This is a genomic window from Flavobacterium magnum (assembly GCF_003055625.1).
In the GTDB taxonomy this organism is placed as follows: domain Bacteria; phylum Bacteroidota; class Bacteroidia; order Flavobacteriales; family Flavobacteriaceae; genus Flavobacterium; species Flavobacterium magnum.
In genome coordinates this window covers 1,383,966-1,399,448 of the sequence record NZ_CP028811.1, presented here as the reverse complement: position 1 = coordinate 1,399,448, position 15,483 = coordinate 1,383,966, and the positions used below count along the sequence as shown (strand labels likewise).

Here is a 15,483-nt window from a genome sequence, read left to right as displayed (position 1 = left end):
TTTTGCAAAGATAAGTGAGATTTGGGGAAAACCGGCTTTATTTTCTGACGAAAGCCTGAAAACTGAAATCGTAGGAATGTCTGTCATCTTTCGGATGGAACTCATTGGCGGTCATTTTCCATAAATGCGGATTGATCTGCGGAAAAAACGCATCGGCTTCAAAACGTGCGTGTACACGTGTAATATCGAGTTTGTCGGCAAAGGCCATGCCCAATTCATAAATCTGTCCGCCTCCAATAATATATGCGTCTTCGTTGGCCGGAACCCTGGACAGTGCCTCTTCCATACTGCCCACAACGATACAGCCCTCCGGACGATACTCCTTCTGCTTCGTAATGACAATATGGACGCGGTCAGGCAGCGGTTTCGGGAAGCTTTCAAAAGTTTTGCGTCCCATGATGATGTGGTGCCCTGAAGTGTGTTGTTTGAACCTTTTGAAATCGTCGGGCAGGTGCCACAATAAGTCGTTGTCTTTTCCGAGCGCATCGTTTTCTGCGGCAGCGGCAATCATTATAACCATGTGAGTTTCTTAATTTTTTTCGGAATCGATTTTGGCTTCAAGCTGGCGCAGGCGGTTTTGCTGTTTTGCCATCAGGCGGTCGATCTGTTCCCGCTCCCACTGCTTGTTCATGAAGCGGTCGATAACATAGACCTTGATGAAATGCAGGATGATGATGAAAAACCAGACCGTTGATGCCCAAATGTCCCACGCTTCAGGCTCGCCGTATTTCAGCAATTCATTGGCAACAAACATAAACAGGCTGCCAATCAGGAACAACACAAAATGATAGAAAAGGTACTTTTTCTGGCGTAAGCGGTTGCGCGCATATTCGTACTGTTCGTGTGTTTCCTTGTCCATCATCGGGGTTATTTGGCATTTAAAGGTAAAATTATTTTTGAAAAGTAACAATCGGAGGCTGACAATAATTTACCGTGCAAAGGCTTTCGTTTTTAACATATGAAATTTAAACTGCTAAAAATTAAGAATATACCGTATTTATAACATACTTTTTGCCAATGCGACAAATCGTCAGGACTGCTATTGCGCTTTGATCTGAATTCATTTTCTTTGCGCTATAATTCTAAAATAGAATAAGTTATGGGAATCAAGAAACAAGTTATAAAAACAAAACCGGTTGTAAAAGTTACTTTTTCAGTCGAAGCTAAGGAAGCAAATACCGCTGCAGTAATCGGTGATTTCAACAATTGGAATCCTGCTGAAGGTGGGTTAAGCAAGATGAAAAACGGTACGTTCAAAGGTACTTTCGATTTAGGGAAAGACGCGTCTTACGAATTCCGTTACCTTGTTGATGGCACGTTCATCAACGAGACTGAAGCCGATTCTTTTCAGTGGAATGACTTCGCCAATGCTGAAAACAGCGTGTTGGCTTTGTAATCAACAGATTTGAAAAAAACTAAATCCGCCTCAGAGCGGATTTTTTTATGCCGTTATACTGCCACCGCACCTTTAATGTGTGGATGCGGATCGTAATTTTCCAATGTAAAATCCTCAAAAGTAAAATCGAAGATGTTTTTCACTTCCGGATTCAGTTTCATTGTTGGCAAGGGTCTTGGTTCGCGGCTTAACTGCAATTCGAGCTGTTCGATATGATTGTTATAAATATGTGCATCACCAAAAGTGTGGATGAAATCACCCGGTTTCAAATCGCAAACCTGCGCAATCATCATCGTTAAAAGAGCGTAGGAAGCGATATTAAAAGGAACACCTAAAAAGATATCCGCACTCCTCTGATATAATTGACACGAAAGCTTTCCATCAGCTACATAAAACTGAAAAAATGCATGACAGGGCGGTAGAGCCACTTTTCCATTGGCTACATTTTCGGCAAAAGACTTTGAAGTATCCGGCAGCACCGAAGGATTCCAGGCCGAAATCAACATACGGCGGCTGTTTGGGTTGGTTTTGAGCGTGTCGATCAACTCAGAAATCTGATCGATTTCTTCACTGTTCCAATTGCGCCATTGGTGTCCGTAAACCGGTCCGAGGTTACCGTCTTCGTCAGCCCATTCATCCCAGATCTTCACGCCATTTTCATTGAGGTAAGCAATGTTGGTTTCGCCTTTCAAAAACCACAGCAGCTCGTATATGATTGACTTCAAATGGAGTTTCTTCGTCGTTACCATCGGAAAACCCTCTTCAAGGTCAAAGCGCATCTGATACCCGAAAACGCTTTTTGTCCCGGTTCCGGTACGGTCGCCTTTTTGCGTGCCGTTATCCATGACGTGCTTCACCAAATCCAAATACTGCTTCATGTTTCTGTTTAATTTGTTAGTCCGACAATGCCCGTTTGGCGCTTAACTCTCCCGCTTCGAGATTTCGTCGCGTATTTTGGCCGCCTTCTCATAGTCCTCATCGCGCACTGCACCGTCAAGCATGTCATGCAGTTCAGAAAGGCTGTGCTTGGTATACTGCCCTGATTGCTGGGTTTCGCCAAGCCCAAAAGTTTCCGGGGTCGTGAGTACATCGTCCATGTCATGGGACGTCTTTTCATTCTCAAGCGGATTCACCTTAAGGTAAATCCCAGCCTTGTCAAGGATGTTCTTATAGGTAAATATCGGCGCATTGAAACGCAATGCCAATGCGATCGCATCCGAAGTACGTGCATCGATAATCTCCTCAATCTTATCCCTTTCGCAGATGATGCTTGAATAAAAAACGCCGTCGACGAGCTTGTGGATAATAACCTGTTTGACCACGATGTCAAAACGATCGGCAAAATTGCGGAACAGGTCATGGGTCAGCGGACGCGGCGGCTTAATCTCCTTTTCAAGCGCGATGGCAATAGATTGTGCCTCAAATGCACCAATTACAATCGGCAATTTCCTGTCGCCGTCCACCTCATTCAGGATCAACGCATACGCGCCGTTTTGTGTCTGGCTGTATGAAATGCCCTTTATGGTTAATTTTACTAAGCTCATAACTGCAAAAATACAATCTATATGATATAATTTAAAAAAAATAAAGGTATTGTCGGAAAATAGTTTTTCCCGGTGGCACGGAATGCACACCACTGCCGCTTGCCCGATGTAAAGTACAAAAGGTCAGTATTTTGTGGAAACAAACGCCCGTTTGTTGTGCATCCAAACAAAAAAGGCTGCCAGAACAGACAGCCTAAATGGATATGTTTTTGCTTACGAATGCTGTGCCTTGAACGCCTTCAGCTTTTCAGTAAGCTTTGGTACTATTTCGAACGCGTCACCCACCACACCGTAATCGGCTACCTTAAAAAACGGTGCATCGGCATCGCTGTTGATGACGAGCTTCACTTTGGAAGAATTGATCCCCGCTATATGCTGGATCGCGCCCGAAATCCCCACTGCAATATAGAGGTTCGTCGCAACCGGCTTTCCGGTCTGACCCACGTGCTCACTGTGTGGCCTCCAGCCCAAATCCGACACCGGTTTTGAGCAAGCTGTTGCAGCGCCCAGGACGGATGCCATGTCCTCCAGCATACCCCAGTTTTCAGGTCCTTTAAGTCCACGCCCTCCTGAAACCACGATTTCGGCATCGGCGATGGTTACTTTTCCTGATGACTTCTCGGCTGATTCGACCTTGATGCTGAAATCGGCATCATTTAATGTCGGATTGAAATCCTCTTCTGCCAAAGACGACGCATTTTCGTATATGCCATAGGAGTTTTTCGCAAGTCCCAGCACCTTGACGTCTGTCGAGATTTCTGTGATGTTGAAAGCCTTGTTCGAGAAAGCGTTCCTTTTCACCTGGAATGGCGAAGTGGATACCGGCAAGCCAACCACATTCGACGCATAACCCGCTTTTAAGGCTACCGCCACCAGGGGCGCCATATATAAACTGTCAGTGGTTGATGACAACAGCACGAGTTTTACATTTTCTTTGTCTGCTGCCTGCTTCACGACGTCGGCGTAAGCCTTTGCATTGAACGCGGACAATGCAGCGTTATTTACTTTGAGGACTTTGTCGACGCCGTATTTCGATAATTCCGATACATCTCCTGCGTTTACGGTGACTGCCGTGACGGTGGTACCCAAATCCCCGGCTACTTTTTTCGCGTATGACGCCAGCTCAAAAGCTACTTTCTTGAATTTACCCTCGCTGGATTCCGCGTATATTAATATTGACATCTTTTGTTATTTTAAATGATGAATTTTTACATTTTATGTTCGTTCTGAAGCCTTAACGTGATGAAGTCGGTTTTGACTTGCCACACTTTCCTTTCGGCTTAAATAACTTTTGCCTCGTTGTGCAGGGCGTTTACCAGCTCATCCAATTGATCGACGGTATACATTTTCACCGCAGATTTCGGCGCCGGTTTTTCAAACTTCACTGCTTTTGTCTCGCTAGGGGCCGCCACGGGCTCGAGGATGGTCAACGCTTTGGTGCGTGCGGTCATGATGCCACGCATGTTCGGGATGCGCAGGTCTTTCTCTTCCACGAGACCTTTTTGCCCTCCTATAATTAAAGGTAAGGAAGTCGAAACGGTTTCTTTTCCACCGTCAATCTCGCGTGACGCTTTCACGGTGTTGCCGTCAACGGTAATCCCGATGCAGGAATTCAGGAAATTGTAGCCCAGCAGTCCGGCAATCATTCCCGGAACCATCCCGCCATTGTAATCCAAAGACTCTTTTCCTGCGATCACTAAGTCATATCCGCCGTTTTTGATTACTTCGGCCAACTGTGTCGCTACATAAAAACCATCGGTTGGATTGGCGTTCACCCGGATTGCTTCATTCGCACCGATGGCCAGCGCTTTCCTTAAAGTCGGCTCAGTATCAGCACCGCCCACATTCACTACGGTCACATTCGCACCCTGCTGTTCCTGGAACCAGATGGCACGCGTCAACCCGAACTCATCATTGGGATTGATGACAAACTGCACCCCGTTCGTGTCAAATTCAGCATCTCCGTTCGTGAAATTGATTTTCGAAGTAGTATCAGGCACATGGCTGATGCAAACTAATATTTTCATTTTATAAGATTTATTGAATATTTCGAACCGCGAAAATACTAATTTATTTTATAAAATAAACTATGCGCGCATAATAGATTACAGCATTATAACGATTTCGTACGACGTTTTAAGTCGCGGTTGTTTATCAACGGCAAGATACAGGCGACAACGGAATTGGCTCCAACAGAATTAAAGCCCAAATAATGCCTTGAGCGGATAAAAAATTTTTATTTTTGCGTTTCATTTAACAGAAGAAAACAATCCATAACACATGAAAACGATACAATTCAGAGAGGCCATTGCCGAAGCGATGAGCGAAGAAATGCGCCGTGACGAGTCGGTTTACCTGATGGGCGAAGAAGTTGCGGAATACAACGGAGCGTACAAGGCGTCAAAAGGCATGCTCGACGAATTCGGGCCCAAACGCGTCATTGACACGCCGATCGCCGAGCTTGGTTTTGCCGGGATTGCGGTAGGATCTGCGATGAACGGCTGCCGTCCGATTGTAGAGTATATGACTTTCAACTTTTCACTGGTCGGTATCGACCAGATCATCAACAATGCCGCAAAAATGCGCCAGATGTCAGCAGGACAATTCCCCATGCCTATGGTATTCCGCGGGCCTACAGCTTCTGCAGGACAGTTGGGTGCCACGCATTCGCAGGCTTTTGAAAACTGGTTCGCCAATACCCCGGGATTGAAAGTCGTAGTCCCATCGACACCATATGATGCAAAAGGACTTCTAAAATCGGCCATCCGTGACAACGATCCGGTGATTTTCATGGAATCGGAACAAATGTATGGCGATAAGGGCGAAGTGCCGGAAGGCGAATACACCATTCCGTTGGGCGTGGCAGAGGTGAAGCGCGAAGGAAAAGACGTCACCATTGTGTCGTTCGGGAAAATCATCAAGGAAGCATTTGCTGCTGCCGAAACCCTAGAGAAAGACGGCATTTCGTGCGAAATCATCGATTTGCGCACTGTGCGTCCGATGGATCATGAAACCATCTTAAAATCGGTCAGGAAAACCAACCGACTGGTGGTCCTCGAAGAAGCGTGGCCTTTTGCAAGTGTCGCTTCTGAAATCACTTACATCGTGCAGGAAAGGGCGTTTGATTACCTTGATGCGCCCATCCAGAGGATCACTACCGCCGATGCGCCGGCACCGTACTCCCCGACGCTGCTCAAAGAGTGGCTTCCGAATGCCGATGATGTAGTGAAAGCGGTGAAAAAGGTGATGTACAAGAAGTAATCACTTTAGCCATTTGGAAAACAGCTTTTATCCACACAAATATAAAATGAAAGACCTCCTTTGTTGGGAGGTTTTTTTTTCGGCAATCATTCCATAATCAGCAACATGGAACTTGATTTCCACGGCAGGGAAATACGCACTTTGGCTGTGGTGTGCAATTGCTAATTTTTTAAATTTCCAATAACCCAATTATCTAATTAACTATATTTGACCCTCCGTCGCAAACACGGTGACGTTTTTTATGCCCATGAAAAAGAATTTCCTTTCCATTATATTCCTGCTTTTTACGGTTTTATCACTCGCGCAGACCAAAGTCAGCGGCATCGTGCTTGACGAAGACAACAAACCTGTGCCTTATGCCAATGTTGGTTTTCCGGGTACTTCCGAAGGCATCATCACCAACGAAGACGGACGCTTTTATCTGGAATCCAATGAAACCCGTACCTCGCTGCAGATTTCATTTGTTGGATACGACACCGTCAAAATCACGCTGGATAAAGCCGTGACCTACAACATGAAAGTCGTCCTGAAATCAGGGAGGCAGCTTGAGGAAGTCAAGATTTATTCTGGGAAAACTTCGAAGAAGAACAATCCCGCAATTGATATCCTAAGGAAAATCTGGGCGCGGAAACGCAAGAACGGACTCCGCATGTTCAAGCAATACCAGATGGAAAAGTACGAGAAGGTAGAATTTGACATGAACACCATCGACAGTGCCTTCATGAAAAGCCGCATTTTTAAAGGCATGGAGTTTATCTTTAATTCCGTCGACACTTCTGATGTGACCGGAAAAACCTACCTGCCGATTTTCATTAACGAAGCACTTTCGGACGTTTACGGCGACAATGTCAAAAATAAGGTCAAGGAAATACTGAAGGCCAACAAGAACTCCGGCTTCAGCAACAACCAGCAGCTCATTTCATTCATCAAGGATTTGTATGCCGATTACGACATCTATGACAATTACCTGAAGTTTTTTGACAAGGCCTTCACGAGTCCGCTTTCGAGGACAGGTATCGACGTTTACAATTATGTACTGGCTGACAGCGCCTTCATCGATAAAAAATGGTGCTATAATATAGTGTATTATCCGCGGCGTAAAAATGAACTGACCTTCAAGGGGGATTTTTGGGTGAACGACACGACCTGGGCCATCAAGGACATCAATATGGCCGTGACCAAAAGCGCGAACATCAACTGGGTCAAGGAAATTTACATCGCGCAGCAATTTGACGTGCTGAACGATTCGGTTTTCCTGCTCAAGCGCGACTACATGATGACTGATTTTGCGCTCAACAAGAAGGAGAAATCACGCGGTGTCTATGGAAAGCGCACGACATTATACCGTAACCACCAGTTTGATATTGAAAAACCGGACAATTTTTACAAGGAAGACGTCAACCAATTTGACGAGTCGGTGTATACCAAGCCCGATGAATTCTGGGAGGAAAATCGCTTCGAAAACCTGAACAAGGATGAAGTGGGCGTATACAAAATGCTGGATACGCTCAAGACAAACAAAAAATTCCGGCAACTGTACAGCCTCGTCGAAATCATCGGAAGCGGCTATATCCAAAAAGGACATTTCGATTATGGCCCGATTTTTTCCACCTTCGGATACAATGAAGTAGAGGGTTTAAGGATACGCACCGGCGGACGGACCTATTTCGGACAGAATGACCCGTGGCGCATCCAGGGATATGTGGCCTACGGCTTCAAGGATGACAAATTTAAGTACGGACTGACCGGCATGTGGCTGCTGAATCGCAAGAACAGGCTGATCTTATCGGGCGGAAACCGACGGGACATCGAGCAGATCGGCGCGAGTTTAACCACCACCAACGATATTTTAGGGCGCAGTTTTGCCTCGTCGGCTTTGTTTACAAGCGGTAGCAATGGCAAGCTGACGAACATAAACCTCAGTTCCGTCGCTTTGGAAATAGAACCCGTGAAGAACCTGACGTTCCAGGCTGGATTTTCATACCGTACTTTGGCGTCAGCATCGCCCACTTTCAGCCTGGCTTACTATACGGATCTGACACAACAGCACATCAAATCTGACATCACCCAATCAGAACTGAACCTTCAGATTGATTATACGCCACGCAGGAAAACTTCAGGTTATGGTGTGGAAAGGCATACGGTTGACAGTCCTTTCCCACGCGTTTTCCTCAATTACAGCCAGGGACTCAAAGGCGTCCTGAACAGCGATTTCGACTATGAAAGGTTTCAATTGTACTACAAGCAGCCGATGAATATTGGCGGTTTGGGAAGGCTGGACGTTATTACTGAACTCGGTAAGACCTACAGCTACATCCCGCTCGGATTGATGAGCATCGTGCCGGGAAACCAGACCTACTTTTCGATAGAAAACACATTCAACCTTCTGGATTTTTATGAATTTGAAGCCGATACGTACGCGACGATACAGCTGCAGCACAACTTTGGGGGCAGGATTTTCTCGAGGATTCCGTTCTTAAGGAAACTGAACTGGCGCGAAACCATCGGATTCAAAGGGGTTTACGGAACCATCAGCGACAAGAATCGCCTGGTCAACATCCCTTCAGGGCTGACCTATCAGGCGCCCGAGGATTTCTATTGGGAATACAATGCCGGTATCGGGAATATTTTTAAGGTATTCCGGATTGAATTTGCGTGGCGCGGCAGTTACATCGGACCCAATACGAACAATTTTGGGGTAAAAGGGTCTTTCGGATTTTACTTCTGATGCAGGAAGGGTTTGATTTTCTTAGGGAGACAGATGCTGTCTTTGCCAATATCATCGACACCTACGGCCTTCCCGAAATCCCAAAACGTCCGCCAGGATTTGAGACGCTCTCGTTGTTGATTTTAGAGCAGCAGGTTTCTATTGATTCTGCGCGTGCTGTTTTTGGAAAACTTAGAGCCAAAGTCGATACTTTTGAACCAAAATTCCTCGCTGAACTTCCTGACGAAACATATCGCGAAGCTGGGGTAAGCCGACAAAAAACGAATTACATCAAAGGACTGTCGTTAGCGGTTTTAAATAAAGAAATTGATTTAGACAGCCTGCCTTTCAAACCCGCTGATGACATTCGTGCAGAGCTCATCCGTCTTAAAGGCATCGGAAACTGGACCATCGATGTGTATTTACTGTTCTGCCTGGGCGCAGCTGATGTCATCCCGCTTGGGGACATAGCCATTGTCAATACGATCAAAGAACTACATGGCACACATACAAAAGCTGAAATGGAAATCCTGAGCAGCAGCTGGAGCCCGTACAGGTCGGCCGCCACTTTCTTGCTGTGGCATCACTATCTGCGGAAGCGAAACCGCGTATCAGGATATTAAAACCGAAATTCCGTAACGCCCGAAAATGCCTAAGGCGGGCATTGCAGATTCCGTCAAAAGCACGGAAATGCGCTCGATGGCGTCGCGAGTGAACTCCCGCCCGAAACAATCTTCCCCGACCACTTGTTTTTTGTTAATGTTTTGTTACTTTTGCAGGCGATTAAATTAAGAACAAAATTTTTATTTATGGATTCAATGATGATCTATTTGCCAATAGTAATGGCAGTTATTGGTTTACTGTTTATGTGGGCCAAAAGGGCCTGGGTTTTGAAACAGGACGCCGGAGATGGTAAAATGAAAGAAATTTCAGAATACATTTATGAAGGCGCACTCGCTTTCCTGAAAGCTGAATACCGACTCCTTGCCGTTTTCGTGGTGATTGCAAGTGCCGCTCTGGCCGGAATCACTTTCATTGACGGTGTAAAAACACACTTGCTAATCGTTATTGCATTCATTTTCGGTGCCATTTTCTCTGCCCTGGCCGGGAATATGGGTATGAAAATCGCGACCAAAACCAATGTAAGGACCACACAGGCTGCCCGTACAAGCCTTCCACAGGCATTGAAAGTATCTTTCGGCGGCGGAACGGTTATGGGTCTTGGCGTTGCAGGACTTGCTGTTTTGGGACTGACCGGGTTCTTCATCATATTCTACCACCTTTTTATGGGTGGTGTCTGGACTGATACAGAGGGCATGACCGTGGTTTTGGAAACGCTGGCGGGCTTCTCTTTAGGAGCTGAATCCATCGCGTTGTTTGCGCGTGTGGGCGGTGGTATCTATACCAAAGCGGCTGACGTAGGCGCTGACCTTGTCGGAAAAGTAGAAGCCGGAATCCCTGAGGATGATCCGCGTAACCCTGCAACAATTGCAGATAACGTAGGTGATAACGTAGGTGACGTTGCGGGTATGGGTGCCGATTTGTTCGGTTCGTATGTCGCGACAGTTTTGGCTGCGATGGTGCTTGGAAACTATGTAATTAAGGACATGGGCGGAAGCATTACCGATGCATTCGGTGGAATAGGCCCGATCTTGCTGCCTATGGCAATCGCAGGTTTCGGAATCCTTTTCTCTATCGTCGGAACGATGCTCGTAAAAATCAGCAGCAATGACGCAAAAGAAAAACAGGTACAGGGTGCTTTGAACGTCGGAAACTGGGTTTCCATCATTTTGACAGCAGTTTCCTGTTTCTTCCTGGTTAAATATATGCTGCCTGAAACGATGAAAATGACTTTCTTCGGCGAAGGGCTTCAGGATGTTTCCTCGATGAGGGTATTTTACGCGACTATTGTAGGACTGATTGTCGGAGGCACGATCTCTTCCGTAACTGAATATTACACAGGACTGGGTACAAAACCGGTTTTGGCTATTGTACAAAAATCATCAACCGGTGCCGGAACCAACGTAATTGCCGGTTTGGCAACGGGGATGATTTCCACTTTTCCAACGGTACTTTTATTTGCAGGTGCAATCTGGGGATCATATGCTTTGGCAGGTTTCTATGGTGTGGCTTTGGCTGCTTCTGCGATGATGGCGACTACTGCGATGCAGTTGGCTATCGACGCTTTCGGACCAATCTCGGATAACGCGGGTGGTATCGCTGAAATGAGTGAATTGCCGAAAGAAGTACGTACCAGAACAGACATTCTGGATTCGGTTGGAAATACAACTGCAGCGACAGGTAAAGGTTTTGCCATCGCTTCGGCGGCATTGACTTCTTTGGCACTGTTTGCCGCTTACGTAACTTTCACCGGCATTGATGGCATCAACATCTTTAAAGCGCCGGTATTGGCAATGCTTTTCGTGGGAGGTATGATTCCTGTGGTATTCTCTGCCCTGGCAATGAATTCTGTTGGAAAAGCTGCGATGGACATGGTGTATGAAGTACGTCGCCAATTCAAGGAAATCCCTGGTATCATGGCCGGAACCGGAAAACCGGAATACGGCAAATGTGTTGAGATTTCTACCAAAGCGGCACTTCGCGAAATGATGCTGCCTGGTATCCTGACTATTGGTTTCCCGATTGCCATCGTATTGATCGGTAAACTGGTGTACCCTGAGAACAACCAACTGATTGCTGAAATGCTGGGTGGTTATATGGCCGGTGTCACCGTTTCAGGTGTACTTTGGGCTGTATTCCAAAACAATGCGGGTGGTGCATGGGATAACGCTAAGAAATCTTTCGAAGCGGGTGTCATGATCAACGGAGAGATGACTTACAAAGGTTCTGATGCGCACAAAGCGGCCGTTACCGGAGACACTGTCGGCGATCCTTTTAAAGATACTTCTGGTCCTTCGATGAACATCCTGATCAAACTAACCTGTCTTATCGGTTTGGTGATTGCCCCAATCCTGGGTGCCGGAAGCCATACAGCAACGGCAAAAGCCGCATCGTGTTGCGAAGCGTCTTCAGGCAAATGCTTGTCAATGTCTAAAGAAGAATGTATTGCCAAAGGCTGTACGAATCCAAACTGCGAACACATGGCAGCTGCTGCGGCAACCACTGAAATCAAGCATGATGTGAAAAAACAGATTTCAGTCGACAAAAACGCAACCGATGGCGTCGTGAAAGCAACGGTAAGCGTAACGACTGTTACCGATGGCGGTGCTCCGGTTGAGGAGAAAAAAGAATTTAAGGGCACTATGGAAGAGGTCGACGCACAGATCGCCGAATTCAGGAAAGCCAATGAATAAACGAATATTGTATGATAAAAATGCTCCTCAAAAGGGAGCATTTTTTATTTCAGCCGTATAGAGCCATGTTGCGCATCGCAACGTTTGGGAGTTTCCAAAGCAAGTTGGGCGGGCCCGAAACTAGGCGACCTTTAACTGCCGCAATGGCTTTCAGTGACTGGCGGTAACTGGGTTACATCCCGCTCCTGATTGCCTCGACGGGATCCAGGCGCGATGCCGAGATGGCCGGCAACAAACCCGAAATCAATCCGATCCCCACTGCGAGGCTGGTACCGAGCATCACATTTCCAAGTCCGAGCACAAACTCAAAATCCAGCACCCTGGTCAGTATGAGCATGACCACAAATACGAGGCACATCCCGATGATACCGCCAATGACACACAGGATTACGGCTTCGAATAAGAACTGGAACAGGATAAATTTGTTTTTCGCCCCCAAGGATTTCTGGATACCAATGAGATTGGTGCGCTCCTTGACCGAAACAAACATGATGTTCGCTACCCCGAAACCGCCGACCAGCAGCGAAAAGATACTGATGATCCAGCCCGCGATATTCATCTGCCTGATGATGTTGTCGATGAAATTCGTCAGGCCTGAAAAGACATTAATAAAGAAATTGTCCTCATCACCCGCTTTCATTCCGCGGAAATTGCGCAGTTTCTGTGCCAGTTCGGCTTTAAAAGCATCCATGTCGACGCCTTTTACGGGCTTGATCACTACGACGTTCGTGAGCATACGGTTGTTTTCACTATAAATCCGGCGTAAAAAATTCACCGGTATAAATGCCGATATGTCGTTGCTTGGACCCATGCTTTCGCCGGAACCCTGTTTTTTCAACACCCCGATGACCGTGAATCGCTGACCGTACATCCGGATGCCTTTCCCAATGGGGTCAGCATTCCCGAAAAATGTCTGCGCGACCTCATCACCGATCACCACCACGCGCGCACCTGATGTCGACTCAGCCTCGGTGTAGAAACGGCCGCTCTGGAACTCGAGCCCCTGTATGTCGATGAACTCGTATGACACGGGCACAATGTTGATGCCGGACATGGTTTTGGATTCGTATTTAAGCGTCTCGGGTTTTGTGAAAATCTGGTATGCCATCTGGTCCAGCTGCCCCATCGCGCCTTTCAGGTACACGTATTCCTCATAGGTCATGTTCGGGAACTGGTTGCGTTTCCACTGCGGTACATCGGTGGGCGCAAACGAATCGTTGAACAGGTAAATCGTGTTCTTATCCAGGCTGCTTAAATCCTTGGTAATCTTCCGGTCCAGTGAATCTACGGCTGCAAGTACCGCGATAATCGAAAAAATACCGATTGTCACGCCCAGCAGCGAAAGGAAAGTACGGAGCTTGTTATTGCGCAATGCATTCATCGCAAAACTGAAACTCTCACTGAGCAGGCGTAAATAAACAATCATCGGATGTTATTTGAAGTCCTGTAAAAATCTGATTTTTTTCGGCAAAAACCTAATGGTATTTTACCTGATCCGATGACCCGGCCCAACGGCCAAACCGATCCGGAATCATCTTTTGATACAGTCCCCCGCGCAAAAGGATGCCGCCGCCATCCCTCTTGTAGCGCACTCCTGAAAAATCCTGTTTCAACCCCAAATTATCTCATTTCCGGATTAGTAAGTTTTCCCATTTAAAACTACTTTTGCACCTTTAAACACAACTACAGCATGAACAACACAAAAACCATCAAATCGGCACTGATTTCGGTATTTTCCAAAGAAGGCCTCGAAACGGTCGTCAGGAAACTCCACGAACAACACGTCACCATCTACTCTACCGGAGGGACTGAGGATTTCATCAAAAACCTGGGCATCCCGGTTGTGCCCGTTGAAGAAGTGACCTCATATCCTTCAATCCTGGGCGGACGCGTCAAAACACTGCACCCGAAAGTTTTCGGCGGGATCTTAAACCGGCAGGATCATGAGGGTGACGTGCAGCAAATGGCGGAGTACGACATTCCGCAAATCGACCTGGTGATTGTCGATTTATACCCGTTCGAGAAAACAGTAGCGTCAGGTGCGACAGAGGCCGATATAATTGAGAAAATTGACATCGGCGGGATTTCCTTGATCCGCGCTGCGGCGAAAAATTTCAACGATACCGTCATCATAGCTTCGGTGGAGGATTATTCAAAACTGTTGGAACTGATTACGGCGCAGCATGGCGCCACAACTTTGGAAGACCGGAAACTACTGGCTGCAAAGGCATTCCACGTTTCCTCGCATTACGATTCTGCCATCTTCAACTATTTCAACACCGACGAAACGATATTAAAACAAAGCGTTTCAGGCGGTCAGGTACTGCGCTATGGCGAGAACCCACACCAGAAAGGCTGGTTCTTTGGCGATTTTGACGCGATGTTCAAAAAACTGCACGGCAAGGAACTGTCATATAATAACCTGCTCGATGTGGATGCTGCCGTCAACCTGATCCTCGAATTCAAAGACGACGCCCCGACCTTTGCTATCCTGAAGCACAACAACGCGTGCGGACTCGCCTCAAGGGCTACAATCAAAGACGCGTATCTTGCGGCGCTGGCCGGCGACCCGACCTCCGCATTCGGCGGTGTGCTGATTGCCAATACCAATATTGACGTGGAAACCGCATCGGAAATCAATCAGCTGTTTTGCGAAGTGGTCATCGCACCTTCGTATGACGGGGACGCCGTTTCCATTTTATCAGAAAAGAAAAACCGCATCATCTTAATCCAAAATGACGTGACATTGCCGCAACGGCAGGTGCGCACGGCCCTGAACGGATTTCTGGTGCAGGACCGCAATAATATCACTGACAATAAAAACACACTGAGAACCGTTACGTCAACAGCACCGACGGCCCGGCAAACCGAGGATTTGATTTTTGCATCGAAAATCTGTAAAAATACCAAATCGAATACCATTGTCCTTGCAAAAGACAACACTTTGCTCGCGTCAGGGACCGGCCAAACCTCGCGCGTTGATGCGTTGCGGCAGGCGATAGACAAGGCAAATTCATTTGGTTTTGACCTGAACAATTCAGTGATGGCAAGCGACGCATTTTTCCCGTTCCCCGATTGTGTCGAGATGGCACACCATGCCGGTATAACCGCTGTGATTCAGCCCGGTGGCTCTATAAAAGACGAACTCAGTATCAATTACTGCAATGAAAATAAAGTTGCAATGGTATTTACCGGCACCCGTCATTTCAAACATTAATTTATGTAACTTTGTCCTCTCAAAATTATAACCTTTTTTAATTC

The 15,483-nt window shown here is 46.8% G+C and carries 13 protein-coding genes; 6 read left to right on the top strand and 7 right to left on the bottom strand.

Annotation, left to right across the window (positions count from 1 at the left end):
* Positions 1 to 37 precede the first annotated feature (37 nt).
* A complete protein-coding gene (locus HYN48_RS05725; protein ID WP_108370206.1) occupies positions 38 to 520 on the bottom strand; it encodes a dihydrofolate reductase in 483 nt (160 codons plus the stop codon).
* 9 nt (positions 521 to 529) lie between these two features.
* The gene (locus tag HYN48_RS05720; protein ID WP_245945993.1) at positions 530 to 862 is read right to left on the bottom strand and encodes a 2TM domain-containing protein; all 333 of its coding nucleotides are present in this window, start codon (positions 860 to 862) and stop codon (positions 530 to 532) included.
* Between the two features lie 237 nt (positions 863 to 1,099).
* Between HYN48_RS05720 and HYN48_RS05715 the strand changes: the two genes are divergently transcribed.
* Positions 1,100 to 1,396 (top strand): isoamylase early set domain-containing protein, encoded by a 297-nt coding sequence (locus HYN48_RS05715; protein WP_108370205.1) that lies wholly within the window; start codon positions 1,100 to 1,102, stop codon positions 1,394 to 1,396.
* 53 nt (positions 1,397 to 1,449) lie between these two features.
* Here HYN48_RS05715 and HYN48_RS05710 read toward each other — a convergent pair whose 3' ends face one another.
* The 4 genes from HYN48_RS05710 to HYN48_RS05695 form a co-directional block, all read right to left on the bottom strand.
* Entirely contained in the window at positions 1,450 to 2,274 is an 825-nt protein-coding gene (locus HYN48_RS05710) for a thymidylate synthase (protein ID WP_108370204.1), read from the bottom strand.
* 42 nt (positions 2,275 to 2,316) lie between these two features.
* Complete coding sequence (locus HYN48_RS05705) at positions 2,317 to 2,940, bottom strand: bifunctional nuclease family protein (protein WP_108370203.1); 624 nt, start codon at positions 2,938 to 2,940, stop codon at positions 2,317 to 2,319.
* A 213-nt stretch (positions 2,941 to 3,153) separates the two neighbouring features.
* Complete coding sequence (locus tag HYN48_RS05700; protein WP_108370202.1) at positions 3,154 to 4,122, bottom strand: electron transfer flavoprotein subunit alpha/FixB family protein; 969 nt, start codon at positions 4,120 to 4,122, stop codon at positions 3,154 to 3,156.
* A 98-nt stretch (positions 4,123 to 4,220) separates the two neighbouring features.
* Positions 4,221 to 4,967, bottom strand: coding sequence for an electron transfer flavoprotein subunit beta/FixA family protein (locus HYN48_RS05695; RefSeq protein ID WP_108370201.1), 747 nt, complete (start codon positions 4,965 to 4,967; stop codon positions 4,221 to 4,223).
* A 253-nt stretch (positions 4,968 to 5,220) separates the two neighbouring features.
* On the opposite strand from HYN48_RS05695, the gene HYN48_RS05690 reads away from it, so the two are divergent.
* The 4 genes from HYN48_RS05690 to HYN48_RS05675 all read left to right on the top strand — a co-directional run bounded on the left by HYN48_RS05690 (position 5,221) and on the right by HYN48_RS05675 (position 12,222).
* A complete protein-coding gene (locus tag HYN48_RS05690) occupies positions 5,221 to 6,201 on the top strand; it encodes a pyruvate dehydrogenase complex E1 component subunit beta (protein ID WP_108370200.1) in 981 nt (326 codons plus the stop codon).
* Positions 6,202 to 6,448: 247 nt separating this feature from the next.
* Positions 6,449 to 8,929, top strand: coding sequence for a DUF5686 and carboxypeptidase-like regulatory domain-containing protein (locus HYN48_RS05685; protein WP_108370199.1), 2,481 nt, complete (start codon positions 6,449 to 6,451; stop codon positions 8,927 to 8,929).
* Positions 8,929 to 9,531: a DNA-3-methyladenine glycosylase family protein gene (locus HYN48_RS05680; protein WP_108370198.1), complete on the top strand. Its 603-nt coding sequence runs from the start codon at positions 8,929 to 8,931 to the stop codon at positions 9,529 to 9,531. Before HYN48_RS05685 ends, HYN48_RS05680 begins: the two co-directional genes overlap by 1 nt.
* Positions 9,532 to 9,717: 186 nt before the next feature.
* Entirely contained in the window at positions 9,718 to 12,222 is a 2,505-nt protein-coding gene (locus HYN48_RS05675; RefSeq protein ID WP_108370197.1) for a sodium-translocating pyrophosphatase, read from the top strand.
* A 172-nt stretch (positions 12,223 to 12,394) separates the two neighbouring features.
* Here the strand turns inward: HYN48_RS05675 and HYN48_RS05670 are convergent, their stop codons facing one another.
* Positions 12,395 to 13,648: an ABC transporter permease gene (locus tag HYN48_RS05670; RefSeq protein WP_108370196.1), complete on the bottom strand. Its 1,254-nt coding sequence runs from the start codon at positions 13,646 to 13,648 to the stop codon at positions 12,395 to 12,397.
* 264 nt (positions 13,649 to 13,912) lie between these two features.
* On the opposite strand from HYN48_RS05670, the gene purH reads away from it, so the two are divergent.
* On the top strand, positions 13,913 to 15,439 hold the full coding sequence (gene purH, locus HYN48_RS05665; protein WP_108370195.1) for a bifunctional phosphoribosylaminoimidazolecarboxamide formyltransferase/IMP cyclohydrolase: 1,527 nt from the start codon (positions 13,913 to 13,915) through the stop codon (positions 15,437 to 15,439).
* Positions 15,440 to 15,483: the final 44 nt, after the last annotated feature.